Below are 26,694 nucleotides of genomic sequence, written 5' to 3' on the forward strand. Positions count from 1 at the left end.
TTGGGATATGTCAGACGGTCCTTCGCCCGAGCGGCCACCAGGATGGTCGGCCGAGCAGCCCCCACCCTACGGCGCGCCGCCGGCTTCCCCATGGACCGCGCCCGGATCCGGGCCGCAGCCGGCCTCCTACGGTCAGCCGTACGGTGAGCAGCCGCCTCCGCCCCCGCCCTACGGCGCGCGGCAACAGCCCCCTCCTCCCCCGCCGCCCCCTCCCGGAGCGCAGCCGTACCAGCAGTTGCCGCCTCCGCCCGGATACGGCCACATGCCGCCGCCGCAGCACCTGCGGCCCGGCATCATCCCGCTGCGCCCGCTGGGGCTCGGCGACATCCTCGACGGCTCCATCAAGTTCATCCGCTCCAACCCGAAGGCCATCCTCGGCATGTCGGCGCTGGCCGCCGCACTCGCCTCGGTGCCCGTGGCGATCGCCACCGCGGTGATGAACGGCCAGCTGAACACGCTCAGCCGCGACCCGGAGAGCGTCACCAGCGGCGGGATGTTCGGCACCATCGTCGCCGGCTACAGCGGCATCCTCGTCTCGGCGGTCGTCGGCTTCGTCGTGACCACCGTGCTCACCGGCATCCTGACCCGCATCCTCGGCCGTTCGGTCTTCGGCGGAAAGATCACGCCCGGCGAGGCGTGGAACCTGGTCAAGGGCAGGATCGGGGCGCTGTTCGGCGTCGTGGTGCTGGTCGGGCTGGTGATGCTGGCACCTGTCGTACCGCTGGTGGCGCTCTTCGTCGTCCTCGGCCTGAACACCAGCTCGGCGGAGGGCGCGTTCGGCCTGATCGGGCTGGGCCTCCTGATGCTCCTGCTGTACGCCGTGTACGCGTTGTTCTTCACCACCAGGTTCGCCTTCGCCGCGCCCATCGTGGTGCTGGAGGGCCGCGGGCCGGTCGAGGCCATGAAGCGCTCGTGGCGGCTGGTCACCGGCGACTTCTGGCGCGTGCTCGGCATCCTGCTCCTGACCGGGATTCTGGCGTACCTGGTCAGCAGCGTTCTGAGCATCCCCTTCTCCTTCGCCGCGCAGCTATTGGGCGTGACGGGCGCCGACGGCGTCGGCGTGGTCGCGATCAGCGCCGTCCTGATCGCGATCGGCGCCACGCTGGCCTCGATGATCGTCTACCCGTTCCAGGCGGCGGTCGCCGGTCTGCTCTACGCCGACCGCAGGATGCGCAGCGAGGCCTTCGACCTGGTCCTCCAGACCGCGGCGATCGAACAGCAGCGACAGGGGTGGGTGCACTCCTCCGCTGACGAGCTCTGGCACCCGTCGAACGCCGCCCGGTCGTGACCCCGATAGGCCGGGACGAGGCGCAGCGACGCGCCGCGGAAGAGCTGCTCAGGCCCGAGTACGAGAAGGAAGGGCTGCTCGCCCGCATCACCCGCGTGGTCCAGCAGTTCATCGGCGACCTGCTGGACGCCGCGACGGGCGGCGGCGCCGCGGGCGGCGTCATCGCGGCGATCCTCATCGGGCTGATCATCCTCGGCGTCGCGGCGCTGGTCGTCTGGCGGCTGCGCAAGACGTCCCGGCGCAACGCCCCCGCCACCGGCCTCGTCTTCGACGATCGCACGCTGACCGCCGCAGAGCACCGCGCCATCGCCGAGCGGCTGGCCGCCGAGCAGCACTGGAGCGAGGCGCTCCAGGAACGCCTGCGCGCCATCGCCCGTGACCTGGAGGAGCGCGCGCTCGTGAACGGCATGCCCGGCCGCACCGCCGACGAACTGGCCGCGGAGGCGGGGGCCGCGCTGCCCGCGTTCGCCGGCGAACTGGCCGCCGCGGCGCGCTCCTTCGACGACGTCACCTACGGCGACGTGCCCGGCACCCCCGCCGCCTACGACGCGATGACCTCCCTGGACCAGCGGCTCCAGGCGGCGAAGCCGGTGCTGGCATGAGTGTGAGCACCTCACCCACCACGGGTTCGCTGTGGCGGGCCGGCCGGTTCTGGATCGCGCTCGGCGCCCTCGTCGCGCTGACCGCGATCATCGGCGTGGTCCTCGCGCCCGGCGCCCGCGAGGCACGCCGCCTCGACCCCGCCGACACCTCGCTGGAAGGCTCGAAGGCGCTGGCCGAGCTGCTGCGCAAGCGCGGCGTCACCGTCGACAGGGTCGACTCGATCGACGCCGCGCTCGCCAAGGGCGAGGGCAGGCTCCTGCTCGTCACCCACACCGCCTACTTCGACTGGCAGCAACTCGAGCAGCTCGCCCACCTTCGGGGCGACCGGGTGATCGTCGGCGACCTGGAGGGGCTCGGCCTGCTGGCTCCCAGCATCAGGCCGCAGTCCGAGTCGGCCCGGGTGCGCTCGCGAGAGCCCGAGTGCGACCTGCCGGCCGCCAGAGCCGCGGGCAGCGCGTATCTGGGCGGCGACCTGTTCAGGGGCGCCAACGGCTGTTACCCGGGCGAGAAGGGCTCCGCGCTGGTCCAGGCGCCCGGCGAGGGCGGCACGGTCACCGTGCTCGGCGACGGCGCGTTCATGACCAACCAGTACCTGGCCGAGGACGGCAACGCCGCGCTCGCGCTCAACCTGCTCGGAACCAAGCCGGCCGTCACCTGGCTGGTACGTCCCGAACAGCCGCCGACCGGCAGCCTGGCCGGGGCGGGCGGCAAGTCGCTGGGCGAACTGGTGCCGGACAGCGTGCCGTGGGCGGTGCTCGCCGCCTGCCTGGCCGTGCTCGTCACCGCCTACTGGCGCGGGCGCAGGCTCGGGCCCGTCGTCGCCGAGAAGCTGCCCGTCGTGGTGCGCGCCGCCGAGACCGTCGAGGGCCGCGGGCGCCTCTACCGGGCCAGGCGGGCCAGGGAACGGGCCGCCGCCGTGCTCAGGGCCGGGACCGTCGACCGGCTGACGCCCCGGGTCGGGCTCGCGCCCGGCGCCGGTCAGCATGAGGTCGTGACGGCGGTGGCCGTACGGACGGGACAGGACGCGCATCAGGTCGGCGGCGCGCTGTACGGCCCGCCGCCCGCCGACGACGCCGGGCTCGTCGCTCTGGCCCGATACTTGGAATTCATCGAAAGGATCGTGCGTGAACACTGAGGAGACGACGCGCGTCGCGGCCACCGCCCGGGGCGACTCGGCCAGGGAAGCGCTGGGCGCGCTGCGTGCCGAGGTGTCCAAGGCCGTGGTCGGCCAGGACGCGGTGGTGACGGGCCTGGTCATCGCACTGCTGTGCCGCGGGCACGTGCTGCTCGAAGGCGTACCCGGCGTCGCCAAGACCCTGATGGTGCGTACGCTGTCGTCGGCACTGTCCCTGGACTTCAAGCGGGTGCAGTTCACCCCCGACCTGATGCCCGGCGACGTGACCGGCTCGCTGATCTACGACGCGAAGACCGCCGAGTTCGAGTTCCGCGAGGGACCGGTCTTCACCAACCTCATGCTCGCCGACGAGATCAACCGCACGCCGCCGAAGACGCAGGCCGCGCTGCTGGAGGCCATGGAGGAGCGGCAGGTCAGCGTCGAGGGCACCGCGCGCATGCTGCCCGATCCGTTCGTGGTGTGCGCGACCCAGAACCCCGTCGAGTACGAGGGCACCTACCAGCTCCCCGAGGCCCAGCTCGACCGGTTCCTGCTGAAGCTGACCGTGCCGCTGCCGCCGCGCGAGCAGGAGATCGCGGTGCTCCAGCGCCACGCGAACGGCTTCGACCCGCGCGACCTGTCGGAGATCAAGCCCGTGGCCACCGCCGAGGACCTCGCCGCGGGCCGCGAGGCCGTCGCGAAGGTGCACGTGGCGCCCGAGGTGCTCAGCTACATCGTCGACGTCGGCCGGGCCACGCGCACCTCGCCGTCGCTGCAGCTCGGCGTCTCGCCGCGTGGCGCCACCGCGCTGCTGGCCGCCGCGCGGGCGTGGGCGTGGCTGTCCGGCCGGCCGTACGTCACTCCGGACGACGTCAAGGCGCTGGCCCGTCCGGCGCTGCGCCACCGCATCCAGCTGCGGCCGGAGGCCGAGCTGGAGGGCGCGACCGCCGACGGCCTGCTCGACGGCATCCTGGCCTCGGTCCCGGTCCCGCGCTGATGGCTCTCACGGGGCGGGCCGCGCTGGTCGCGGCGGTGGGGATCGTGGTGGTGCTGATCGCGCCCGAGCCCGGGTTCGCGCTGCTCGGCTGGCTGTTCGTGCTGGCCGCCGCGATCACCGTCGACCTCGTGCTCGCGGGCTCCGTGCGCCCGCTGCGCTTCCACCGCTCAGGCGACAATCTGGTACGGCTCGGCCAGACCGGCACCATCGAGCTGACCGTGGAGAACCCCGGCCCCCGCAGGGTCCAGGGCGTGCTCAGAGACGCCTGGCCGCCCTCGGCCGGAGCCACACCCCGCGAGCTGAAGCTGGACGTCCCGGCGGGCGAACGCCGCCGCCTGGTCGTGACGCTGACCCCGACCAGGCGCGGCGACCGCGCCTCCGCCTCGGTGACGGTCCGCTCCGTGGGCCCGCTCGGCCTGGCCGCCAGGCAGGGCGCCCACAGCGCGCCCTGGTCGGTACGCGTGCTGCCGCCGTTCCTGTCCCGCAAGCACCTGCCCTCGCGCCTGGCCAAGCTGCGTGAGCTCGAAGGCCAGCACCCCGCGCTGGTACGCGGCCAGGGCACCGAGTTCGACTCGCTGCGCGAGTACGTGGTCGGCGACGACGTGCGTTCCATCGACTGGCGGGCCAGCGCCCGCCGCCACGACGTGGTCGTCCGCACGTGGCGTCCCGAACGCGACCGCAGGGTCCTCATCGTCCTGGACACCGGCCGCACGTCCGCCGGCCGCGTGGGCACCGCCCCCGTCCCGCTGACCGGCGACACCGGCAGGGCGCCCCTGGAGTCCCTCACCTCGCCTGACCAGGCCCGCCCCGTCCCCGGCTGGCCCCGCCTGGACTGGTCCATGGACGCCGCGCTGCTGCTGGCCGCCCTGGCCGCCCGCGCCGGCGACCGCGTCGACTTCCTCGCCTACGACCGCGCGGTGCGCGCCTGGGTCTCCGGCGCCTCCCGAACCGAGTTGCTCACCGCGCTCGTCAACTCGATGGCCCCCATCGAGGCGGAACTCGTCGAAGCCGACTCCCCCGGTATGGTGGCCGGCATCCTGTCCCGCGCGAAGCGCCGCTGCCTCGTGGTCCTGCTGACCGACCTGAACGCGTCGGCGCTGGACGAGGGCCTGATGCCGGTCCTGCCCCAGCTGTCCTCGCGCCATCTGGTCCTGGTCGCCGGCGTGTCCGACCCGGCGGTGGCCGACATGGCGGGCCGCAAGGCGACGGCGGAGGAGGTGTACGACGCCGCGGCCGCCGAATACACCCGCATCGAACGCCGCCGGATCACCGCGAGGCTGCGCCGCCACGGGGTCGAGGTCGTGGACGCCGCCCCTGAGGACATCGCCCCCGCCCTGGCCGACGCCTACCTCGCCCTGAAGGCCGCCGGCCGCCTGTGAGCCGTGTCTGAGCCGCCTCTGAGCCGTGTCTGTGCCCGAGGTCAGGCCGTGGGGGCGAGGTCGGGGGCGCGTTCCACGTCGCCGGTCTCCTGGGCACGCATGGCCCGGCGGCCATAGAAGACCACGTACGCCAGGAAGGCCGCCTCCGCCAGGACGCCGATGGCGATGCGGGCCCAGGTCGGCAGGCCGGACGGGGTGACGAATGCTTCGATCAGGCCCGACACGAACAGCACCACGACCAGGCCCATGGCCACGCTCATCACCGCCCTGCCCTGCTCGGCCAGCGCCTCGGCGCGCCTCCTGGGACCTGGGTCGATGACCGTCCAGCCCAGTCGCAGGCCCACCGCCGCGGCCAGGAAGACCGCCGTCAGCTCCAGCAGGCCGTGCGGGGTGATCAGGCCGAAGAAGATGTCGAGCTTGCCGCGGGAGGCCATGAGCCCGCCGGAAACGGCCACGTTGGCGGCGTTCTGGAACAGGAAGTAGGGGATGGGCAGACCCATGAAGATGGCGCCGATGAGCATCAGCGCGGCCACCCACGCGTTGTTGATCCACACCCGGCTGGCGAAGGACGCCGCCGGATTCTCCGAGTAGTAGTCGGCGAAGTCGTGCTCGACCAGCTGGGTGATCTCCTCCGGGGTGGCGATCGCCCGCTGTACCTCGGGGTTGCCCGCGACCCACGCGCCCATCACCCACGACACGACGACGAACGCCACCGTCGCCGCCAGCCACCACCACCGCGCCCGGTAGGCCACCACGGGGAACGACACCGTGAAGAAGCGCGCGAATTCCCGCCAGGCCGGCACGTGCGCCCCCGTCACCGCCGAACGCGCCCGCGCCACCAGGGCGGACAGGCGGCCGGTCAGCATCGCGTCGGTCGAGGCCGAGCGGACGATGGACAGGTGCGTCGACACCCGCTGGTACAGCTCGACGAGCTCGTCCACCTCCGCCCCGGTCAGCCTGCCGCGGTGCTTGACCAGATGATCCAGCCGATCCCAGGTGGGACGGTGTGCGGCGATGAACGCGTCGATATCCACCCGACCATTGTCACCGACTAGGCTCCCGGTATGTCCGAGGTTGTGACGGGAGACGCCGTCGTCGTCGAAGTACGCGTGGCGCAGATGCCCTCGCGGGCCGTCGCGGTCGTGATCGACATGCTGGTCCAGGGCGTTCTGATGATCGGGTTCGCCGTCCTGCTGCTCAATTTCGCGGGCATCAGCGACTCCGCGTTGTTCGCCGCGGCCAACATCGTCATGGTCGTGCTGGTGATCGTCGGCTACCCCGTCATCTTCGAGACGGCCACGCGCGGACGCAGCCTGGGCAAACTGGCGCTCGGCCTGCGGGTGGTGGGTGACGACGGCAGTCCGGAGCGGTTCCGGCAGGCGTTGATGCGGGGGCTGGCGGGGGTGATGGAGTTCTGGATGTTCTCCGGCGCCCCGGCCCTGATCTCGTCCCTGGTCTCGCAGCGCGGCAAGCGGCTCGGTGACGTGTTCGCCGGGACGATCGTGATCTCGGAACGGGCGCCGCGCGACACCACCCAGGCGATCGTGATGCCGCCTCAGCTGGCCGCCTGGGCCGCGCGGCTGGAGCTGTCCCAGTTGCCCGACGACGTGGCCTCGGCGGCCCGGCAGTACCTGGCGCGCTGGTATGACCTCGCGCCCGCCGTACAGCACGAGATGGGTGTGCGCATCGCCAACCAGGTCGCCTCCTACGTCTCGCCCGCCGCCCCCGGTGGCGCGCCGCCGCACGCGTACCTGAGCGCCGTCCTGGCCGAGCGCCGCCGCCGCGAGGAGGTACGGCTCGCCCGCCACACCCGCCTCCCAGCCCCCTGGTCTCAACCCCCAGGCCCCCAACCCGTCCAGCCCGCCGGCCCCCCGCACACCCAGCAGCCCATCCCCGCGCCCCAGGCCCCCTGGGCTCAGCCTCCCGGCGCCCCGCACCCGCAGCCCGTCGGCGCCCAGCCCGCTCCGGTGCCGCCGGGTCGATGGGCTCAGCAGGAACCGGCCGCACCGTGGTCCCAGCCTTGGCAGGTGCCGCAGTCGGCGTCGCCGGTGCCGCAGCCCTCGGTGCCGCAGCCTTCGCCGCCGGGGACCGTTTCGCCGAACCCTTGGGCATTGCCCGGACAGTCGGCGCCCGCCCAGCAGGCGGCCCAGCCCCAGCCCGCGACGGGATGGCACCCGGGCCCCACGCTTCCGTCGCCCCAGGGACCGCAGGCGCCCGGTCAGCCCGAGACGGGATGGCAGCCCGGCCACGTGAGCCCGCAGCACCCGATGCCGCACCCCGCCCAGCCAGGTCCCGTCCAGGCGGGGCCCGGGGTGGACCGGCGGCCCACGGCGTTGCCCGACTACCGCAGGCCGGAGGAGCCGCCCGGTGTCACGCCGGGCGGGTTCGCGCCGCCTGCCTAGGACGTCAGTAGCCGTACTGGGTCTGGGTGTTGAGGATCTTGAACTTCACGTTCTTGGCCGGGTCGGTGCGCGGGTCGTCGATGCGCAGCACGTCCAGGCCCTTTTGGATGTCGCTGCTGTAGACGTACCCGTTGTAGTAGTACGCCGACCAGGAGCCGGCGATGTCGCTGCCCTTGAACGGCGGGCGCTCGAAGTAGCCGATCTCCTGCGGCCGGGCAGGGTCGGTGAAGTCGACGAACGACACGCCGCCCTGGTACCAGGCCTGGACCATGATGTCCTTGCCCTTGACGGGGATGAGCGAGCCGTTGTGGGCGACGCAGTTCTGGCGCTTGTCCTGGGTGCGGGGAATCTTGAAGTACGCCCGCTTGGCCAGCTCCACGCCGGAGATGTCGTACACGGCGTCGGCGCCCCGCTCGGGCCCGGTGGCCTTGTCGCAGACGCCCGCGGCGCCGCCGCCGAGCTCGTCGGTGAAGAACACCTTGGTGCCCGCGTTGTTGAACGTGGCCGAGTGCCAGAAGGCGAAGTTCTCGTCGGTGACGCGGGCGGTGACCTTCGGCTTCTCGCGGTCGGCGATGTCGAGCAGCACCCCGTCGCCCATGCAGGCGCCGGCGGCGAGGTCCTTGGCCGGGTACACGGTGATGTCGTGGCAGCCGGAGGTGGTCGGCCCGCCGGACTGCTCGGGGAAGAGCACGGGCGTGGCGACGACCTTGGCCGCGGTGGGCTTCTTCAGCGGCACCTTGACGATGGAGATCTTGTCGTGCGGCGGCTTGCACCCGGCGAGAATGTCCCCCGGCCCGTACGAGGAGACGTAGAGGTAGACCGCCTTGCCCTTCTTGTCCGGCACCAGCGTGTGCGTGTGGGAGCCGCAGGCGGTCTTCACGGCCTTGATGTACTTGGGCCGCGCCTTGTCACTGATGTCGAAGATCCGGATGCCTTCCCAGGCGCCCTTGTCCGTCGGCGAACCGTACTCGCTGGAGCACGAGTCACCGGTACGCGACTCGTCCACCGACAGGAACAGCAGCTTCCCGACAACGGAAACGTCGTTCTGCGCCCCCGGACAAGAAACGCGGCTGACGACCCGCGGCTTGGCCGGATCGCCGATGTCGTACACGGTGAAGCCGTTGTAGTTGCCCTGGTACGCGTACCGCCCCTGGAAGGCCAGGTCGGTGTTGTAGGCGTCCTCGGCGGCGAAGGGCCCCTGTTTCGGCACATTGGCCACGTGCTTGACGTTGGCGCTGGTCTCGGGCTTCTCGGGCTTCTCGGTCGCGTGGGCGGGCACGGCTCCCAGGAGCGCCAGTCCGGCCACCGCGGACATCAGGACCCTGCCGACTCTGGACACCACACAGACCTCCCCTGATCACCTGATGTCCCACTATGTCAGCAATCTTGACCGTAACGGCGCCCGACCCCGTCCGACGTGAGAAGCGACCCCCACGATCGGCGCCCGCACACGACGGCGGGTGGCGGTGGGGCGGCTTGCCGTAGGGGATGGAGGGCCGTGACGGAAACCCACGCCAGACGAGAAGCCGCACAGTGTGCACGGGGAGGAGACCCGCGGAGAAGGGCGGCAACGACCGGATCGAGCGGAAGGAGGCGACCCGGCGAAGGGGCGAAAGGCAGCGGTGAGAGCGGACCGGAGAAAGGGGCTCGCCCCCACGAAGGGCGTGGGGGCGAGCGTTGGGTTGGGGAATCCGAGAAGAGCGGCTAGTGGTCCCAGCCCCAATCCCGGTAAGACTCCTGGGTCTGGACGTTGAGGCGGTCGGTGCGGACGCGGTCGGCGCCGCGGACCAGTGGGTCGTTGACCTTGAGCACGTCGAGGCCGTTGTGGAAGTCGGCCGCGTAGATGTAGCCGTTGTAGTAGTACGCCGACCAGATGCCGCCGCCACCCTGGCTGGCCGGCCCCCGCTCGAAGTACCCGAACTCACGCGGCCGCGAGATGTCCGTGAAGTCCACGAACGAGACGCCGCCCTGGTACCAGGCCTGGACCATGATGTCCTTGCCCTTGACCGGGATGAGCGAGCCGTTGTGGGCCACGCAGTTCTCGCTGTCCGCCTGGTGGCGGGGGATCTTGAAGTAGCTGCGGAACTTGAGCTGGCCCCTGCGGATGTCGTAGTAGGCGTTGGCGCCGCGGGTCGGGCCGGTCGCCTCGTTGCAGGTGGCCGCGCCGCCGCCGCCGAGCTCGTCGGTGAAGACGACCTTTCTGGCGTCGTTGGTGAACGTCGCCGAGTGCCAGAACGCGAAGTTCGGGTCGGTGGTCCTGGCGGTCACCTTCGGGTTGAGCCGGTCGCGGATGTCGAACAGCACGCCGTCACCCATGCAGGCGCCGGCCGCGATGTCCTTCTCGGCGTAGGCGGTGATGTCGTGGCAGCCGCTGGTGGGCACCAGCAGGCCGGGCTGGGTCTCGTTGCCGCCGTCGGGGAAGACGACCGGCGTGGCGGCGACCGCGGCGGCCGTCGGGTCGCGCAGCGGGACCTTGATGATGGAGATCTTGTCGTGCGGCGGCGCGCAGTCGGGGAAGTTCGCCGCGGGCAGGTACGACGAGACGTACACGTAGAGGTTGCGCCGGCGGTCGTGGCCCTTGCCCGGCACCAGGGTCAGCGTGTGCGAACCGCAGTTCGTCTCGACCGACTTGATGTACTTGGGGTTGGCCTTGTCGCTGACGTCGAAGATCCGGACGCCTTCCCAGGACTCCTTGATCGTGGCGCTCTGGCCGGTGCTGCTGCAGGAGTCGTTGTTGCGGGAGGAGTCTACGGCGGCGAAGAGCAGGTCGCCGTAGACGGAGACGTCCATCTGGGAACCGGGGCAGACGACCGAGCTGACGACCTTGGTCCGCTTCGGGTTGCTGATGTCGTAGATGGAGAAACCGCCGTAGTTGCCGACATAGGCGTAGTTGCCCTGGAAGGCGATGTCGGTGTTGATGGTGGCGGCGATCGGGGCCGGCTTGGGCACGTTGAGCACGTGCGAGACGTTCGGGCTGGTCACCACCGTGTCGACCGGTGGGATGTCGTTGGCGGCCGCGGGAACCGCCGTCGCCGCTAAGGCGACGGCGGCACCGGCCGCGACGAGGAAGCGCCGTGACTTGGACAGCAGCAAGGGAGAGTCCTCCTGGTCAGTCGTGGTCGTGACCGTGACCACGGTCGGGGTAAGAGGTCTGGGTCTGGGGGTTGAGGCTGTCCAGGCGGACACGCTTGGCCTGGTCGGTACGCCGGTCGTCGATCGACAGCACGTCGAGCCCGAGGTTGAAGTCGGAGCCGTAGATGTGGCCGTTGTAGTAGTAGGCCGACCAGAAGCCGCCGGACAGGGCCGGGGCGGTGTTGTCGGGGCCGCGCTCGTACCAGCCGATCTCCTTCGGGCGGGCCGAGTCGGTGAAGTCGACGATCGAGATGCCGCCCTGGTACCAGGCCTGGACCATGATGTCCTTGCCCTTGACCGGGATCAGCGAGCCGTTGTGGGCGACGCAGTTCTCCGTGTCCGCCTGCGGGCGCGGGATCTTGAAGTAGCTCTTGAACTTGAGCTGGCCCCTGCGGATGTCGTAGTAGGCGTTGGCGCCGCGGTTCGGGCCGATGACGGTGTTGCAGGTGGCCGCGCCGCCGCCACCGAGTTCGTCGGTGAAGACGACCTTGTTGCCGTTGTTGTTGAAGGTCGCCGAGTGCCAGAACGCGAAGTTGACGTCGTCACGGACGGTGGCGGTGACCCTGGGGTTGAGGCGGTCGGAGATGTCCATCAGGATGCCTTCGCCCATGCAGGCGCCGGCCGCGATGTCCTTCTCGGCGTAGACGGTGATGTCGTGGCAGCCGCTGGTGGCCGACTTGCCGTCCGGGTAGGGCAGCGGAACCCCGGGGTTGCCGCCGTCGGGGAAGAGCACCGGCGTGGCGGCGACGGCGGCGGCCGTCGGGTTGCGCAGGGGCACCTTGATGATCGAGATCTTGTCGTGCGGTACGCCGCAGTCCGGGAAGTCGGCCCGGGGGCTGTAGGAGGAGACGTACACGTAGAGGTTGCGCCGGCGGTCGTGGCCCTTGCCGGGCACGAGGCTCAGGGTGTGCGAGCCGCAGTTCGTCTCGACCGACTTGATGTACTTGGGGTTGGTCTTGTCGCTGATGTCGAAGATCCGGACGCCTTCCCAGGACTCCTTGATCGTGGCGCTCTGGCCGGTACTGCTGCAGGAGTCGTTGTTGCGGGAGGAGTCGACGGCGGCGAAGAGCAGGTCACCGTAGACGGAGACGTCCATCTGGCCGCCCGGGCAGATCACGGAGCTGACCAGCGACGTCCGCGAAGGACGCCGGATGTCGTAGATCGAGAAGCCGTAGTAGTTGCCGACGTAGGCGTAGTTGCCCTGGAAGGCCATGTCGGTGTTGATGTCGGCGAGCGCGGCGGGCTTCGGAACGTTCGTGACCTGCCGCATGTTGTCGCTCATGACCACCTCGCCGGGGGCGGGGATGTCGGCCGCCTGAGCGGGCAGCACACCTCCGACCAGGGCGATGGCGGCACCGAGCACGATGAGGGCCCTGCGGGGGGATAACACTTAGTCCTCCTATAAAGGGGGCATAAATGAAGAAATTTTCGTACGAAAACGGTCATTTGGCCAGCACGCAAGCTGTCAAAGTTTGTAGCAATTTGCCGTCTTCCAACCTGCGCGATCGTCGTCTAGAGTGCGCTTTTACGACATGGGGTAGTCAGGGAGGCCAGTTGCGCGTCGCGCTCATCGTCGTCATGGGCGCGGTTGTCGCCCTCGCCGGGTGCACCGGCGAGAAGCAGACACCCCCTCGTGCCGACTCCACGGCTCCCGTCATCGCGCCGGGCCGTCCCGGGGAGAGCGCCAAGACGCTGTCACCCTCCGAGGCCGCCACGGCCGTACCGTCGCCGACGGCCAACGCCTCGGACATCAAGTACATGCAGGACATGATCATCCATCACCGCCAAGCGCTGGACATGTCGGTTCTCGCCCCGAACCGGGCCGAGGCGGCCAGGGTCAAGGGCCTCGCGTCGCGGATCAAGGACGCCCAGGGCCCCGAGATCCAGTACATGACCACCTGGCTCCAGGAACAGAGCCAGAAGGTGCCCGAGCACCACGCGCAGCACCAGGGCATGCCGGGCATGGCCACGCCGGAGCAGATGGCGGCGCTCAAGGCCGCCACCGGCAAGGCGTTCGACAAACTCTTCCTGGAACTGATGATCAAGCACCACCTGGGCGCGCTCACGATGACCGAGCAGGTGCTCAAGGGCGGCTCGCACATCAGGGTCGAGGAGCTGGCCAACGACGTCGGCGTCACCCAGGCGGCCGAGATCCGCCGCATGCAGCAGATCCAGTCAGAGCTCTAGAAGCTCCTCAGTGGGTACGGCCCGCCGGGCCGCGAGCCGTACCCCGGAGAAGGGCTCTTACCAGCCGCGCTCGGGATAGCGGGACTGGGTCTGCGCGTTGAGCAGGGACAGCTTCACGCGGTTGGCCGAGTTCGTCCGCCGGTCGTCGACCTTGAGCACGTCGAACCCGCGGGCGATCTCGCTGCCGTAGATGTAGCCGTTGTAGTAGTACGTGGACCAGTAGCCGCCCAGCACGAGCTGCGTCGGGTCGACCGGTCCCTGGTCGTAGAAGGCGATCTCCTTGGGCCGCGAGGAGTCGGTGAAGTCCCACACCGACAGGCCGCCCTGGTACCAGGCCTGGACCATGATGTCGCGGCCCTTGACCGGCAGCAGCGAGCCGTTGTGGGCGACGCAGTTCTCCTGGTCGGTCTGCGGGCGGGAGATCTTGTAGTAGCTCTTGAAGACCAGCCGGTGGCCGCGCAGCTCGTAGATCGCGTCGGCGCCGCGGTTCGGGGCCTGCGCGGTGGTGCACATGGCCTCGACGCCGCCGCCGAGCTCGTCGGTGAAGACGACCTTGTTTCCGTCGTTGTTGAACGTGGCCGAGTGCCAGAACGCGAAGTTCGGGTCGGTCGTCCTGGCCTTGATCCGCGGCCGTTCCCGGTCACGGATGTCGAAGATCACGCCATCTCCCATGCAGGCGCCGGCGGCGAGGTCCTTCTCGGCGTAGACGGTGATGTCGTGGCAGCCGCTCGTGGGCAGCAGCAGGCCGGGCTGGGTCTCGTTGCCGCCGTCGGGGAAGACGACCGGGGTGCCCACCAGCGAGGCCGCCGCCGGGTTGGCGAACGGCACCTTCACGACCGAGATCTTGTCGTGCGGCGGCTGGCAGTCGGGGAAGTTGGCCGCGGGCAGGTAGGAGGAGACGTAGACGTAGAAGAACTTCCTGGCGTCGCGCCCTCTGGCGGGCACCAGGGTGTGCGTGTGGGAGCCGCAGTTCGTCTCGACGGACTTGACGTACCTGGGGTTGCGCTTGTCGCTGACGTCGAAGATCCGCACGCCCTCCCAGGACTCCTTGACCGTCGCGCTCTGCGGCGTGCTCTGGCAGGAGTCATTGTTGCGGGAGGAGTCGACCGAGGTGACCAGGACGTCACCCAGGATCGTCACGTCCATCTGACCGCCCGGACAGCTCACCGAGCTGACGAGCTGGGGCGACTTCGGGTTCTTGATGTTGTAGATGGAGAACCCGTTGAAGTTGCCGACGTAGGCGTAGTCCCCCTGGAAGGCGAGGTCGCTGTTGACGGCCGCACCGGCCGGCAGGTCGAGGTGCGCTTCCAGACGGATGTTGTCGCTCTTGACGACGTCGTCCGCGGCGTTCGCGGGCGTCCCGGCCATGACGGTGGCCAGAGCCAGAGCTGCTATGGCAGCCAGGCGGGAGGATAAGACGGCGATTCTCACCGGAGGCCTCCTACGGATGGAAGTGCCCCGAATTATCCGCCTATCTAATGATCGAACCCGTGTTTGTCCGGTTTCTGTCACACACTCAGGAGCCGTAACGCCACGAGTGCAGGTACTCCTCCTGCTCGGCGGTGAGCGTGTCGATCTCCACTCCGGTCGCGGCCAGCTTGAGCCGCGCGACCTCCACGTCGATCTCCCCGGGTACGTCGTAGACGCCCGGAGCCAGCCCGAAACGCTCCTTGGCCAGCCAGGTCACGGCCAAAGCCTGGGCGGAGAACGACAGGTCCATGACCGCCGCCGGATGCCCCTCGGCCGCCGTCAGGTTGACCAGCCGCCCCTCGGCCAGCAACAGCAGGCGGCGCCCGTCGGCCAGCACGTACTCGTCGGTGTTGGGCCGCACCCCGCGGTGCACCTCCACGCCGAGCCCGTCGAGCGCCCGCACGTCGATCTCCACGTCGAAGTGCCCGGCGTTGGCCAGAATCGCCCCGTCCTTCATCACCGCGAGATGCTCGCCCCTGATCACGTCGCGGTTGCCGGTGACGGTGATGAACACGTCGCCGTCCTCGGCCGCCCGCCCCATCCCCATGACCTCGTAGCCCTGGAGCGTGGCGTCCAGCGCCTTGACCGGGTCCACCTCGGTGACGACCACCCGGGCCCCGAGCCCCTTGGCCCGCTCGGCCACACCCCGCCCGCAGTAACCGAACCCGGCCACGACCACGGTCTTGCCGGCCAGCATGGTGTTGGTGGCGCGCATGATCCCGTCGAGCGTCGACTGCCCGGTCCCGTAGCGGTTGTCGAACATCCGCTTGGTCCGCGTGTCGTTGACGGCGACGACCGGAAACCGCAGCGCCCCCTCGGCCGACATCTGCCGCAACCGAATGACCCCGGTCGTGGTCTCCTCACACCCCCCGGAAACCTGCCCGAGAAGATCGGTCCGCTCGGTGTGCAGAATGTTGACCAGGTCACAGCCATCATCAAGCACCAGATCAGGCGAAATATCCAACGCTTGATGAATATGCCGGTAGTAGGTCCCCCGATCCACCCCAGCCCGCGCATAAACCGAAATGTCATACCCAGCCAGCGCCTCCGCCACATCATCCTGAGTGGACAACGGATTGGAAGCCGCCAAAGCGATCCGCGCGCCCCCGGCCCGCAAGGCCCCCATGAGCACAGCGGTCTCGGCAGTCACATGCAGGCAGGCCGCGATGGTCAACCCGGAAAGCGGCTTCTCATCATCAAAGCGCGCCCCGATGGCGGTCAGCACAGGCATGGCCCGAGCCGCCCAGCTGATCCGCCGCTCCCCCAGCTCCATCGACATCTCCTAGATATGGCCATGTACGGCGGCGCCCCCAAGACCACCCAGGCGGTCAAGGGGGCGCCGTAACGGCGAGCACCACGTCCGACGTGAGAAGCGACCCCCACGATCGGCGCCCGCCGACGACGGCGGGTGGCGTGGGGGCGGCTTGCCGTAACTTAGAGAAAAGGTTTAGTAACGGTAGTGGTCGGGCTTGTACGGGCCCTCGACGTCGACGCCGATGTACTCGGCCTGCTCCTTGGTGAGGGTCGTGAGCTTGACGCCCAGGGCGTCGAGGTGCAGGCGGGCGACCTTCTCGTCCAGGTGCTTGGGCAGGACGTAGACGCCGATCGGGTACTCCTCCGTCTTGGCGAAGAGCTCGATCTGCGCGATCACCTGGTTGGTGAAGGAGTTCGACATGACGAAGCTCGGGTGGCCGGTGGCGCAGCCGAGGTTCATCAGGCGGCCCTCGGCCAGCACGATGATGCTGTGACCGTCAGGGAAGATCCACTCGTCGACCTGGGGCTTGATGTTGTTGCGGACGATGCCCTCGGTCTTCATGAGGCCGGCCATGTCGATCTCGTTGTCGAAGTGGCCGATGTTGGAGACGATCGCCTGGTGCTTCATCTTCGCCATGTGGTCGGCGCGGATGATGTCGAAGTTGCCGGTCGTGGTCACGAAGATGTCGGCGATGCCGACGACCTCGTCCAGCGTGGTGACCTGGAAGCCGTCCATGGCCGCCTGCAGGGCGCAGATCGGGTCGATCTCGGTGACGATGACGCGGGCGCCCTGGCCCTTCAGCGCGTCGGCGCAGCCCTTGCCGACGTCGCCGTAGCCGCAGATCACGGCCACCTTGCCGCCGATGAGCACGTCGGTGGCGCGGTTGAGGCCGTCGATGACGGAGTGGCGGCAGCCGTACTTGTTGTCGAACTTCGACTTGGTGACCGAGTCGTTGACGTTGATGGCCGGGAACAGCAGCGTGCCGTTCTTGAACATCTCGTACAGGCGGTGGACGCCGGTCGTGGTCTCCTCGGTGACGCCCTTGATGCGCTCGGCGGTCTTGGTCCAGCGCTTCTCGTCACCGACCGTGCGCTTGAGCAGGTCGATGATGACGTGCCACTCCTCCGGGTCGTTCTCGGTGGCGGAGGGTACGGCGCCGGACTTCTCGTACTCGGCGCCCCGGTGGACCAGCAGCGTGGCGTCGCCGCCGTCGTCCAGGATCATGTTGGGGCCGTCACCACCCGGCCAGGCGAGCGCCTGGTCGGTGCACCACCAGTACTCCTCCAGCGTCTCGCCCTTCCAGGCGAAGACCGGCACACCCTGCGGGTTCTCGACGGTGCCGTTGGGGCCGACGACGACCGCGGCGGCGGCGTGGTCCTGGGTGGAGAAGATGTTGCAGCTCACCCAGCGGACCTCGGCGCCCAGCGCGACCAGCGTCTCGATGAGGACGGCGGTCTGGATTGTCATGTGCAGCGAGCCCATGATCTTCGCACCGCGCAGGGGCTGGGAGGCCGCGTACTCCTTGCGAACCGCCATGAGGCCGGGCATCTCGTGCTCGGCGAGCCGGATCTCCTTGCGCCCGAACTCGGCCAGCGAAAGGTCGGCGACCTTGAAGTCCATCTGGGTTCCCCTCGTGTCACGAAGTTGTCGCCTGCGAGTTTAGGCACCAGATGAAGCCAGTCGCGACTCACAGACCCCGAATCTGACGTAAGAATGTAAGAATGCGGATTACGGAGGCTGCGAAGCGGCTAGGAATGTCGCCCAGAATGCTCAGATACCGCGAAGCGCTGGGCCTTCTGCCCCCGGTACGCGAGCAGGGCGCCCACCGGCGCTTCGGCGACGAAGAACTCCAGGCCGTCGCCCAAGGCGTGGACCTGGAACGACGCTTCGACGTCTCCCCCGCCGAACTGGCCTTCGCGCTGCGCGTGCTGAGCGAGCCGGCGGTCGCCCAGGCCGTACGTGAGCTGGGCATCCGCATCGGCCGGCTGCAGGCCCCGCGCCGCGCGCTCGACTTCGAGAAGGAGAAGGCGCTCCGCCTTCTGCGAACCTCCGGACACTCTCCCGCATCCAACCCCAGGAAAGGTGATCGCTAGCGCGTCGGGGGGCGTCATGAGGGTTTTCCTGGCAGTTTCGGCACGTCCACACCGCCAGGAGGCCCTGGGCCAAGCGGTCCAGCGCGCCCGCGAGTCGATCGCGGTGACCTTCCCCGTCGCCCCGGAGCGCGTCAGGGCGCGCGAGTGGAGCGCGGAGAACGGCGGCGTGCACGTGCTGACCTGGACCAACGAGCCCACCTGGGAACCATGGTCCGGCCCCGGCGGCATCACCGTCGTCGCCGGGCACCACCCGGGCGAACCCGGCCGTGGGCCCGCCGCCGGACAGCCCGGCTGCTTCGCCCTCCTGCGTGCCGGCGAGCACGGGATCACCGCCTCGACCTCGATCGCGCCCGCCGACCCCGTCTACTACGCCGAGACGCCCGACCTGTTCGTCGTGGGAAACCGCGCCCTCCTGGTACGGCTGGCCGCCCACGACGGCGTCCGCTACGACCTGACCGCCCTGCAGTCCGTGGCCAGGCAGGGCTACTTCCTGTCCGAGGAGACCCCGTACGCAGGGGTGAGCGCCCTGCCCCCGGCCTCGACCCTGGAGATCGGCGACCGGCTGACGGTGACCACCGAGCCGCTGCCCGTGGGGCGCGGCCGTACCGGCGCAGCGCAGGTGGCCGAGCGAATGGTGCAGGCGGTGCGCCCCCTGGCCGGCGGCCAGGACCAGGTACGCGTCACGCTGACCGGTGGCCGCGACAGCCGCCTGATCGCCGCGCTGCTGCACGGGGCGGGCATCCCGTTCCGCGCCTCCACCTCGGGTTTCGACGACCACCCCGACGTGGTGGTGGCCCGCCAGGTGGCCGCGGCGCTCGGCGTGGAGCACGAGGTGACGGCACCGGCCCTCACCACCGCGAACGAACTGTCCGTCGTGCACCCGGCCGACCGGGTCCACCACATCCTGCGCGCCTGCGAGGGCATGCTGTCGGCCTACGAGAACATCACCGCCGACGCCCCCTACAGCGACGTCCCCCGGCTGGGCGGGCACAACGGGGAGATCCTGCGCGGCGGCTACCTGTCCGGCATGGAGGAGACCACGCCCGAGGCGGTCCGCCGGCGCACCGAGACGCTGTTCCTGTCCAACCGTGGCCTGTTCACGGAGACGGCCAACGCCCACGCCGAGGAACTGGCCTGGAGCTCGGACTCCCTCCACGTGCCCGACCACCTGTACGTGCGCTTCCGCGTGGGCCGCTGGCACGCCGCCGCGCGGGCCGCCATGCTGCGCCGGGGCACGCCGGTGCAGCCGTTCCTGGACAACCGGGTGGTCAGCGCGGCGCTCGGCATGGACCCGGGGCTACGCCGGTCGGAGCGGCTGGTCCACCGGCTCGTCAGGACGTTCGCGCCCGCGCTCGCCGACGTGCCGCTGGAGGGCCGGCCGTGGCGATTCCGCACCGAGGGCGTGCTCGCGCGCTGGCGGCACAAGGCGGCCCGCCACATCACCGCGCCGAAGCCCAAGCCCTGGAACTGGCGGACAGAACCCGGCCGCGAGCTCGCAGAGGAACTGCGGGAGACGATCGTCTCGTGCGCCCGGCTGGGCGAGATCGTGCGCCTGGACAAGGTGCCCGCGCTGTTCGACGGCGGCAGGCTGGTCAAGCCCGCGCTCGTCTGGCATCTGTACACGGTGGCCGGTCTGCTCGGCGCCGATCTCACCGCGCCGGGGACCGCCTCGCGCGGGCGGGTGACGGTGCCAACCAAGCGTCCGCTGCTTGCGTCATAACAAGCATGAAAGAGCTGCTGATGGCAGTGGTCCTCGCCATCTCACCCGCGCACGCGGGCACCGCTCAGACCGTCAAGGTCTACTTCTCGAAGGGTTTCGGCATCCCCGGCAAGACCGTGGCCGTGACCCGCAAGGCGCCCGACCGGGGCGTCGCCCGCTTCTCCGTCGAACAGCTGATCAACGGCCCCACCAAGGCGGAAAAGCGCCGGGGCCTCCATTCCGAGCTGGGCGCGCAGATCCGCGGCCGCTCCGACTGCGGCGCCGACTTCCAGCTGAAGATCGCCTCAGGTACGGCGACGCTGCGATTCTGCCGGACCGTCTACGGCCTCGGCGTGGGCGGCGACGCCCGCGTCCTGCACACGATCGGCAAGACGTTGCTGCAGTTCAGGGCCGTGAAGAAGGTCGTGACGCTGGACAAGGAAGGCCGGTGTCTGTTCGACCAGACCGACGCCGGGACATCCTGCCTGACCGGGCACGAGTAGCCCGATTCCTCTAATATCCCGTGAATGCAGCCCCTGACGTCTGATGATCCGCAGACGATCGCCGGCTACCGCCTGCGCGGCCGGCTGGGCGACGGCGGTCAAGGCGTGGTCTACCTCGCCGAGGCCGCCGACGGGCGGCAACTCGCCCTGAAGGTGCTGCACACCAGGGGCGACGCGCAACTCCGCGACCGCTTCGCCAAGGAACTGGCCGCCGCCCAGCGGGTCTCCCCCGCCTGGATCGCCCGCATCGTCGACGCCTCACTCGACGGCCCCCGGCCGTACATCGCCAGCGAGTACGTGGAGGGCCCCAGCCTCGCCCGCGCCGTCTCCACCACCGGCCCGTTCGCGCCCGAACCCCTGATGCGGCTGGCCTCCGGGCTCATGATGGCGCTGGCCGCCATCCACCGGGCCGGGATCGTCCACCGCGACTTCAAGCCGGCCAACGTGCTGCTCGGGCCCGACGGGCCGCGCCTGATCGACTTCGGCGTGGCCCGTACCTCCGACATGACCGCCACCACCTCGGGCAACGTCGTCGGCACGCCTCTCTACCTGGCCCCCGAGTCGTTCCTCGGCCACCGCGCCGAGTCGCCCTCCGACGTGTTCGCCTGGGGCGCCGTCGTGTACTTCGCCGCCACGGGCCGCCACGCCTTCCAGGCGGCGGAGATCCCCGCCGTCATGCACCGCATTCTCAACGACTCCCCCGACCTGTCGCCGCTGCCGGAACCCCTGCGCGCCCCGGTGGCCGCCGCCCTGGCCAAGGACCCCGCCGCCCGCCCCACCGCCGCCGGCCTCCTCCTCGAACTCACCACCGTCGGCCACCTCCCGCCCCCGCCCATCGGCAGGACGGAACCGGCCCCCGCGAAAGCGGCACCCCGCCAGGAGACGGGCGCCCAGGACCGCGCGGAGACGCCCAGCGGCCGCGTGAGAGCCCGTGGGAGGGCCGTGCGGGTCGTGGGGGCGCTGGTGGGTGTCGCCGCCGCCGTCGGCGGCGTCTTCGCCGTCAGAGCCTTCGACTCCGGTACGGCCGGCACCCCCGGCCCCGGAGTCACCGCCGCCGCCCGGCAGCCCGGCACGGAGCCGCCACCGGGCAAATCCGCCGGGCAGGCCACCGAGACCCCCTCCGCCGCCCCGGCCCGCGAACCGGGCAAGTCCGCGGAACCGGGCACCACCCGGCCCCCGACGGCCGCGCCGGCCTCGCCGTACCCGAAAGAGCAGACCACCGGGAACGTGCGGATCTACTACAACCTCCCCCGGGCCGCGCACGCCGCCCGCGCCGCCAAGCTGGTCGCGGCCGGATTCCAGCCGACGTCGCTGAGCCTGGCGCCGGGCGAGCGGTACACGGCGGTGTGGGTGAAGCGCCGGGGGCCGGCGCCGCGACTGTTCCACGGCCTGAACCCGGACGCCGCCAAGCGCTTCCTGACCCGCTCGATGGCCGCCGGCTACCGGCTCAAGCTGATCGCGGGGCTGGGCGCGTGGGAGAACGCCACGTACGCCGGCGTGATGGTCAAGCAGGACGGCGCCGCCGTCAACCACAGCTTCTGGCGGATGACCAAGGCCCAGTTCCAGGACAAGCTCCGCCACTACCAGGACCGCGGCCGCATGACCCTGCGCTGGGTCTCGGCCTACGGCCCCGCGGGCAACCGCCGTTATGCCGCCGTCTGGGAGCCCAACGTGGACACGGCCGACTGGCGGGCCACCGTGGACCTGGGCTGGGCCCAGCACAAGCGCGCCTACGACCGCCTGCACGCGCGGGGCTACCGCCCGACGATGGTGGCGGCCACCCCGGATCGCCGGTACAGCGCGGTGTGGCGCAAGGAGAGCAGCGCCTACTTCCACTACGGCGACCTCACCCCGGACGCCTACCGCACCAAGCTCCGCCAGATCGCCCCGAAGGGCTACTACCCGGCAGCCCTGCAGGTCTCGGGCACCGCCGACCACCCGTTCTTCACCGCGGTCTGGGCCCCCGAGTAACGGGGGCCCATGCGTCAGGCGGACGGAGCGCGGTCCAGGTCCGGCTCCAGATAGATGACGCGGGCGATCGGCACCGCCGCGCGGATCGCCTGTTCCGCCTCGTCGATGCCGCGCGCCACCTCGGCCGCGGTGTCGTCGTGCTCGACCGCGATCTTGGCGGCGACCAGCAGCTCTTCCGGCCCGAGGTGCAGCGTGCGCATGTGGATCACGCGGGTGACCTCGGGGGCGTTCTCCAGAGCGGCCCTGATCTGCTGCTCGACGTCGGGCGAGGCGCCCTCGCCCAGCAGCAGCGACTTGGTCTCGATGGCCAGGATGATCGCGATGATGCCGAGCAGCACACCGATCATCAGCGTGCCGATGGCGTCCCAGACCGGGTCGCCGGTGATGGCCGCCATCGAGACGCCGAACAGCGCGAAGATGAGGCCCAGCAGCGCGCCGAGGTCCTCCAGCACGATGACCGGCAGCTCGGGCGACTTCGAGCGGCGGATGAACTCCACCCAGCCCTGCTTGCCGCGTACCGCGTTCGACTCCTTGATCGCGGTGCGGAAGGAGAAGCTCTCGGCGATGATCGCGAAGATCAGCACGCCGATGGCCCAGTTGAGGTTCCCCAGCTCCTCGTCAGAGCTCAGCTTGTGGATGCCCTCGTAGATCGAGAACGCCGAACCGATGGTGAACAGCACCACGGCCACGACGAACGCGTAGAAGTATCGCTCTCGGCCGTAGCCGAACGGGTGCTCCTTGGTCCGCTCCCGCTGGGCCCGTTTGCCACCGATCAGCAGCAGGGCCTGGTTGCCCGAGTCCGCGACCGAGTGGATGGACTCCGCCAGCATCGAGGACGAGCCGGTGAAAACGAAGGCCACGAACTTGGCCACGGCGATGGCCAGGTTCGCGACCAGAGCCGCGACGATCGCTTTGGTACCGCCACTCGCGCTCACTGCGAATCTCCACTCATAGGGTCGATCAGATCAATCCCGGATCTTATTGGGAAATCCTCGCCTTAAGTTCTGTGATCGCTGTCACTGGCGTCGGATCGATGCCGTAGCCGAGCGCCAGGTAGGTGCTGGCGAAGTCGCCGAGGGCGATGAGGGAGGCCAGCCGTTCGAGCGGATGAGCGCCCTCGGCCGTCAGTTCGGTGACCGCGACGTCGCGGTCCCGCGCCATCCGCACCGACGCCTCGCGCCGCCGCGTGACCTGCGGGTGCTCGTCGGCGTCCCGCATCATCACCAGCCGCAGCGACCGCCCGGCCTCGTCGGCGAAGATGTCCCGCTTGGCCAGCGGGCCGTCGAAGGCGACCACCTGGTTGTGGTTGGCCTCGGGCAGCTCGCCGAAGACCGCGGGATACTTGGCGTTCTCGTTGAGCTGGCAGGCCATCCGGTACGCCGCCACCCCGCTCACCTGCGACGAACCCCAGATCATGGGCACGCTCTCGGCAAGTTCCATCGCCAGCTGCTTACCCGGGTTGATGAACGACTCGCTGGAGGGACGGCAGCGGTGCGCGATGTCCTCCAGCGACTTCGCCACGCCCTCGATCAGCGCCTCGTCCACCCGCGCCAGCCCCAGCCCGGCCGCGGCCACGATCAGGGGTACGGCCAGCAGCCACACGTTGGCCCGCGGCTGCCCGGTCGCCTGCACCGGCACGAAGATGCCGCCAGCCTGCCTGGCCACCGACTCCACCGGCGAGTCGGGCGAGGCGACGGCCACGAGCGTGCAGCCGCGCCTGACCGCCTCGGTCGCCGCCGACAACGTCTCCTCGGTACGTCCGGAGGCCGACACCGCGATCACCAGGTCGGTCGCGCCCACCCAGCCGGGGAGCTGGTAGGAGCGGACGGTCAGGATCGGCAGCGGCGCGCCGTGGCCGGCGACGGCCGCCAGGATGTCCCCCACGATCGCCGAGCCGCCCATGCCCACGACCACGACGGCTCTCGGACGGCCCCGCAGCTCCGCGAGGCCGGCTTCGGCCGCGGCGCGCTGCCCCATCCGGACCTGCGCGGCGGAGGCGGCGACCGCCAGCAGCATGCCGCCGGGATCGTTGTCGGTAAGGAATCGCTGGTCATCGAGCCGGTCGGACTCCCAATTCACGGAGTCCTGGCCTCGTCGACCAGCAGGACGGGGATGTCGTCGCGTACCGGATAGACGCGACCGCATCCGGTGCAGGCCAGCTCGTCGGCTTCCGCCTCGGCACGCAGCGCGGACTTGCACGCCGGGCAGGCCAGGATTTCGAGCAGCCAGTCGTCGATCTTCACTTTCAACTCCTTACGACGGCGAGGACCTCGTCCCTGATCGCCGTCATCTTGCCTTCGTCGGCCGCTTCTGTGTTGAGCCTGAGCAGCGGCTCGGTGTTGGACGCACGCAGATTGAACCACCAGCCGGAGCCGCTCACCGTCAGCCCGTCGAGCTCGTCGAAGGAGCCCCGGCCGCCGAACGTCTCGCGGACCCTGGCCAGCGCACCGGCCTGGTCGGCGACGGTGCTGTTGATCTCACCGGAGGCGTGGTAGCGCGAGTAGGCGGCCACGACCTCAGACAGCGGGCTCGCCTGCTCCCCGAGGGCGGCCAGCACGTGCATGGCGGCCAGCATCCCCGAGTCGGCGAACCAGAAGTCGCGGAAGTAGTAGTGGGCCGAGTGCTCCCCGCCGAAGACGGCGCCGGTGGCGGCCATCTCGGCCTTGATGAAGGAGTGGCCCACGCGGGTGCGTACCGGCACGCCGCCGTGCTCGCGGACGATCTCCGGTACGCCCTGCGAGGTGATCAGGTTGTGAATGATCTTGGCGCCCGGGTGCTTGGCCAGCTCGCGGGTGGCGACCAGCGCGGTGACCGCCGACGGCGAGACCGAGCGGCCCCGCTCGTCGATCACCCAGCAGCGGTCGGCGTCGCCGTCGAAGGCCAGGCCGAGGTCGGCGCCGGTCTCGATGACCGCGCGCTGCAGGTCGACCAGGTTGGCCGGTTCGAGCGGGTTGGCCTCGTGGTTGGGGAAGGTGCCGTCGAGCTCGAAGAAGAGCGGCGTCACCTCGATCGGCAGGCCGTCGAAGACCGCGGGCACCGTGTGGCCGCCCATCGCGTTGCCGGCGTCGACGACGACCCGCAGGGGCCGGATCGCGCGCAGGTCGACCAGCCCGCGCAGGTGCGCGGCGTAGCCGTGGAGCAGGTCCTTCTCGGTGACCGAGCCGCGGGTCGCGCCCGGCTCCAAGCCGGGGGCGAGCAGTTCGGCGGCGAGCAGGCCGGCGGCGCGATCGCGCACCGCGGTGAGCCCGGTGTCGGAGCCGACCGGGACGGCGCCCGCGTGGCACATCTTCAGACCGTTGTAGCGGGCCGGGTTGTGACTGGCGGTGAACATCACGCCGGGCAGGTCGAGGCTGCCGCTGGCGTAGTAGAGCAGGTCGGTGGAGCCGAGCCCGGCGTCGATCACGTCGGCTCCGCGCCCGGTGGCGCCCCGGATGAAGGCTCCGGCCAGCGCGACTCCCGAGGTGCGCATGTCCCGCGCCACGACCAGCGACGTCGCGCCGGTCACGTCGACGAAGGCCGCCCCCACGGCTTCGGCGATCGGCTCGTCCAGCTCGTCAGGCACCACGCCGCGTACGTCGTAGGCCTTGAAGATCTTGGCGAGATCGCCCACTCCTGCTCCTAGGTCGTCGTTGAGACGAGCCTACCGGTCGCCGCGTTGCTGCTGGGCGGAGCGGAGCACGCGCAGGTGGCCCCTGCGGCCGACCTCGACTCCCTGGCCGACGGGTTCGGTGCCGGAGGGGCTCGGCCTGGCCGCTTCCCTGACGGCGTTGGCGAGCGCTTCGAGATCGTCCGAGCTGGGTGAGGCGCCGTCCGTGGGCAACCGCACCACCTCCCAGCCGCGGGGGGCGGTGAGCCGCTCGGCGTGCTCGGCGCACAGGTCATAGCAGTGCGGCTCGGCGTACGTCGCCAGAGGGCCGAGAACAGCGGTCGAGTCGGCGTATACGTACGTGAGCGTGAAGACGGCAGGCTGGCTGCAAGCGGTGCGGGAACAGCGGCGGACGGGGCTCACGGAGGGACCGTATCTGGTAAGAGTCCGAGGCGCCACTATCTGAGCGCTCTTAACGAGCGTGTCGCCACAATTCGGACACCTGTCGCAGGCTTTACACCCACCTGTACCAATGCTGCAGTACGGCGGCCGCTCCTCGTAAACTGTGCGGATGACTCCACGACGCCGTGACCGCCACGGTCGCGGCCTCCGAGGCCCGCTGGCTCCCTCCCACGTGCCCATCGCGAAGTCCAGGGGCGAGCGCTTCGACGACTTCGTCCTGGACGCCGTCGAGCGCCTCAAGCCGCGCTGGGGGGCGCAGCTGGCGGCGGTGGAGTTCGCCGTGGAGGAGGTGCCGCCGCTGAGCGAGCTCGGCGACGGCCCCGGCCGCTCAGGCCCGATCCCGTTCGGCCGCGCCGAGCCGGCCCGTGGCGCCCAGCCCGCCTCCGTGGTGGTCTACCGCCGCCCGCTGGAGGCCCGCTCGCGCGACCGGGAGACGCTGGGCGCGCTGGTGCACGACACGGTGGTGGAGCAGGTGGCGTTCCTGCTCGGCCGCTCGCCGGACGAGGTCGATCCGGGCTTCGACACCCACGGCTGAGCTGACCGAAAACCGGCG

The 26,694-nt window shown here is 70.3% G+C and carries 24 protein-coding genes; 12 read left to right on the top strand and 12 right to left on the bottom strand.

What is annotated here, in order from left to right:
- The first annotated feature begins 7 nt into the window (after window positions 1–7).
- Genes ACFWY5_RS08270 through ACFWY5_RS08290 form a run of 5 tightly spaced genes read left to right on the top strand, consistent with a single transcriptional unit; the run spans window position 8 to window position 5,381 of the window.
- Window positions 8–1,288, top strand: coding sequence for a glycerophosphoryl diester phosphodiesterase membrane domain-containing protein (locus tag ACFWY5_RS08270; RefSeq protein WP_379630912.1), 1,281 nt, complete (start codon window positions 8–10; stop codon window positions 1,286–1,288).
- On the top strand, window positions 1,285–1,890 hold the full coding sequence (locus ACFWY5_RS08275; RefSeq protein WP_379609865.1) for a DUF4129 domain-containing protein: 606 nt from the start codon (window positions 1,285–1,287) through the stop codon (window positions 1,888–1,890). The genes ACFWY5_RS08270 and ACFWY5_RS08275 overlap by 4 nt, the downstream gene beginning before the upstream one ends.
- Entirely contained in the window at window positions 1,887–3,026 is a 1,140-nt protein-coding gene (locus tag ACFWY5_RS08280; RefSeq protein WP_379630913.1) for a DUF4350 domain-containing protein, read from the top strand. The genes ACFWY5_RS08275 and ACFWY5_RS08280 overlap by 4 nt, the downstream gene beginning before the upstream one ends.
- Window positions 3,016–4,002 carry an AAA family ATPase gene (locus ACFWY5_RS08285; protein ID WP_379609867.1) on the top strand — a complete coding sequence of 329 codons (987 nt, stop codon included), beginning with the start codon at window positions 3,016–3,018 and terminating at the stop codon, window positions 4,000–4,002. Before ACFWY5_RS08280 ends, ACFWY5_RS08285 begins: the two co-directional genes overlap by 11 nt.
- Window positions 4,002–5,381: a DUF58 domain-containing protein gene (locus ACFWY5_RS08290; protein WP_379609868.1), complete on the top strand. Its 1,380-nt coding sequence runs from the start codon at window positions 4,002–4,004 to the stop codon at window positions 5,379–5,381. Before ACFWY5_RS08285 ends, ACFWY5_RS08290 begins: the two co-directional genes overlap by 1 nt.
- Before the next feature lie 41 nt (window positions 5,382–5,422).
- Here ACFWY5_RS08290 and ACFWY5_RS08295 read toward each other — a convergent pair whose 3' ends face one another.
- Window positions 5,423–6,415, bottom strand: coding sequence for a stage II sporulation protein M (locus ACFWY5_RS08295; protein ID WP_379609869.1), 993 nt, complete (start codon window positions 6,413–6,415; stop codon window positions 5,423–5,425).
- Window positions 6,416–6,445: 30 nt separating this feature from the next.
- Here ACFWY5_RS08295 and ACFWY5_RS08300 point away from each other — a divergent pair, with 30 nt between their 5' ends.
- On the top strand, window positions 6,446–7,783 hold the full coding sequence (locus tag ACFWY5_RS08300) for an RDD family protein (protein ID WP_379630914.1): 1,338 nt from the start codon (window positions 6,446–6,448) through the stop codon (window positions 7,781–7,783).
- 4 nt (window positions 7,784–7,787) lie between these two features.
- On the opposite strand, the gene ACFWY5_RS08305 is transcribed toward ACFWY5_RS08300, so the two are convergent.
- From ACFWY5_RS08305 to ACFWY5_RS08315, 3 genes are all read right to left on the bottom strand, one after another.
- Window positions 7,788–9,098 carry an LVIVD repeat-containing protein gene (locus ACFWY5_RS08305; RefSeq protein WP_379610111.1) on the bottom strand — a complete coding sequence of 437 codons (1,311 nt, stop codon included), beginning with the start codon at window positions 9,096–9,098 and terminating at the stop codon, window positions 7,788–7,790.
- 389 nt (window positions 9,099–9,487) lie between these two features.
- A complete protein-coding gene (locus ACFWY5_RS08310; protein WP_379631014.1) occupies window positions 9,488–10,870 on the bottom strand; it encodes an LVIVD repeat-containing protein in 1,383 nt (460 codons plus the stop codon).
- A 22-nt stretch (window positions 10,871–10,892) separates the two neighbouring features.
- A complete protein-coding gene (locus tag ACFWY5_RS08315) occupies window positions 10,893–12,305 on the bottom strand; it encodes an LVIVD repeat-containing protein (protein WP_379609871.1) in 1,413 nt (470 codons plus the stop codon).
- A gap of 164 nt (window positions 12,306–12,469) precedes the next feature.
- Between ACFWY5_RS08315 and ACFWY5_RS08320 the strand changes: the two genes are divergently transcribed.
- Complete coding sequence (locus tag ACFWY5_RS08320) at window positions 12,470–13,102, top strand: DUF305 domain-containing protein (protein ID WP_379630915.1); 633 nt, start codon at window positions 12,470–12,472, stop codon at window positions 13,100–13,102.
- Window positions 13,103–13,159: 57 nt separating this feature from the next.
- Here ACFWY5_RS08320 and ACFWY5_RS08325 read toward each other — a convergent pair whose 3' ends face one another.
- The 3 genes from ACFWY5_RS08325 to ahcY form a co-directional block, all read right to left on the bottom strand.
- Window positions 13,160–14,470: an LVIVD repeat-containing protein gene (locus tag ACFWY5_RS08325; RefSeq protein WP_379631015.1), complete on the bottom strand. Its 1,311-nt coding sequence runs from the start codon at window positions 14,468–14,470 to the stop codon at window positions 13,160–13,162.
- A gap of 148 nt (window positions 14,471–14,618) precedes the next feature.
- Complete coding sequence (locus ACFWY5_RS08330; protein ID WP_379630916.1) at window positions 14,619–15,851, bottom strand: adenosylhomocysteinase; 1,233 nt, start codon at window positions 15,849–15,851, stop codon at window positions 14,619–14,621.
- A gap of 168 nt (window positions 15,852–16,019) precedes the next feature.
- Entirely contained in the window at window positions 16,020–17,447 is a 1,428-nt protein-coding gene (gene ahcY / locus ACFWY5_RS08335; protein ID WP_379609874.1) for an adenosylhomocysteinase, read from the bottom strand.
- Between the two features lie 101 nt (window positions 17,448–17,548).
- Here ahcY and ACFWY5_RS08340 point away from each other — a divergent pair, with 101 nt between their 5' ends.
- Genes ACFWY5_RS08340 through ACFWY5_RS08355 form a run of 4 tightly spaced genes read left to right on the top strand, consistent with a single transcriptional unit; the run spans window position 17,549 to window position 22,093 of the window.
- Complete coding sequence (locus ACFWY5_RS08340) at window positions 17,549–17,920, top strand: MerR family DNA-binding transcriptional regulator (protein WP_379609875.1); 372 nt, start codon at window positions 17,549–17,551, stop codon at window positions 17,918–17,920.
- 16 nt (window positions 17,921–17,936) lie between these two features.
- Complete coding sequence (locus ACFWY5_RS08345) at window positions 17,937–19,640, top strand: asparagine synthase-related protein (protein WP_379630917.1); 1,704 nt, start codon at window positions 17,937–17,939, stop codon at window positions 19,638–19,640.
- 5 nt (window positions 19,641–19,645) lie between these two features.
- The gene (locus tag ACFWY5_RS08350) at window positions 19,646–20,122 is read left to right on the top strand and encodes a hypothetical protein (RefSeq protein WP_379609877.1); all 477 of its coding nucleotides are present in this window, start codon (window positions 19,646–19,648) and stop codon (window positions 20,120–20,122) included.
- A 24-nt stretch (window positions 20,123–20,146) separates the two neighbouring features.
- Window positions 20,147–22,093, top strand: a complete 1,947-nt coding sequence (locus ACFWY5_RS08355; protein WP_379630918.1) for a protein kinase — start codon at window positions 20,147–20,149, stop codon at window positions 22,091–22,093.
- 14 nt (window positions 22,094–22,107) lie between these two features.
- Here the strand turns inward: ACFWY5_RS08355 and ACFWY5_RS08360 are convergent, their stop codons facing one another.
- From ACFWY5_RS08360 to ACFWY5_RS08380, 5 genes are read right to left on the bottom strand one after another with little or no spacing between them, the layout of a single operon-like run.
- Entirely contained in the window at window positions 22,108–23,028 is a 921-nt protein-coding gene (locus ACFWY5_RS08360; protein ID WP_379609879.1) for a cation diffusion facilitator family transporter, read from the bottom strand.
- A 43-nt stretch (window positions 23,029–23,071) separates the two neighbouring features.
- Entirely contained in the window at window positions 23,072–24,172 is a 1,101-nt protein-coding gene (locus ACFWY5_RS08365) for a bifunctional phosphoglucose/phosphomannose isomerase (RefSeq protein WP_379630919.1), read from the bottom strand.
- Window positions 24,169–24,342 (bottom strand): Trm112 family protein, encoded by a 174-nt coding sequence (locus ACFWY5_RS08370; RefSeq protein ID WP_221339873.1) that lies wholly within the window; start codon window positions 24,340–24,342, stop codon window positions 24,169–24,171. The genes ACFWY5_RS08365 and ACFWY5_RS08370 overlap by 4 nt, the downstream gene beginning before the upstream one ends.
- Window positions 24,339–25,703 (bottom strand): phosphomannomutase/phosphoglucomutase, encoded by a 1,365-nt coding sequence (locus ACFWY5_RS08375; RefSeq protein ID WP_379630920.1) that lies wholly within the window; start codon window positions 25,701–25,703, stop codon window positions 24,339–24,341. The genes ACFWY5_RS08370 and ACFWY5_RS08375 overlap by 4 nt, the downstream gene beginning before the upstream one ends.
- A 30-nt stretch (window positions 25,704–25,733) precedes the next feature.
- Window positions 25,734–26,102 (bottom strand): DUF3499 domain-containing protein, encoded by a 369-nt coding sequence (locus ACFWY5_RS08380; protein ID WP_184957752.1) that lies wholly within the window; start codon window positions 26,100–26,102, stop codon window positions 25,734–25,736.
- Between the two features lie 148 nt (window positions 26,103–26,250).
- Between ACFWY5_RS08380 and ACFWY5_RS08385 the strand changes: the two genes are divergently transcribed.
- Window positions 26,251–26,676, top strand: coding sequence for a metallopeptidase family protein (locus tag ACFWY5_RS08385; RefSeq protein ID WP_184957753.1), 426 nt, complete (start codon window positions 26,251–26,253; stop codon window positions 26,674–26,676).
- Window positions 26,677–26,694 lie beyond the last annotated feature (18 nt).

Source organism: Nonomuraea sp. NPDC059007, assembly GCF_042740555.1.
Taxonomy (GTDB): domain Bacteria; phylum Actinomycetota; class Actinomycetes; order Streptosporangiales; family Streptosporangiaceae; genus Nonomuraea.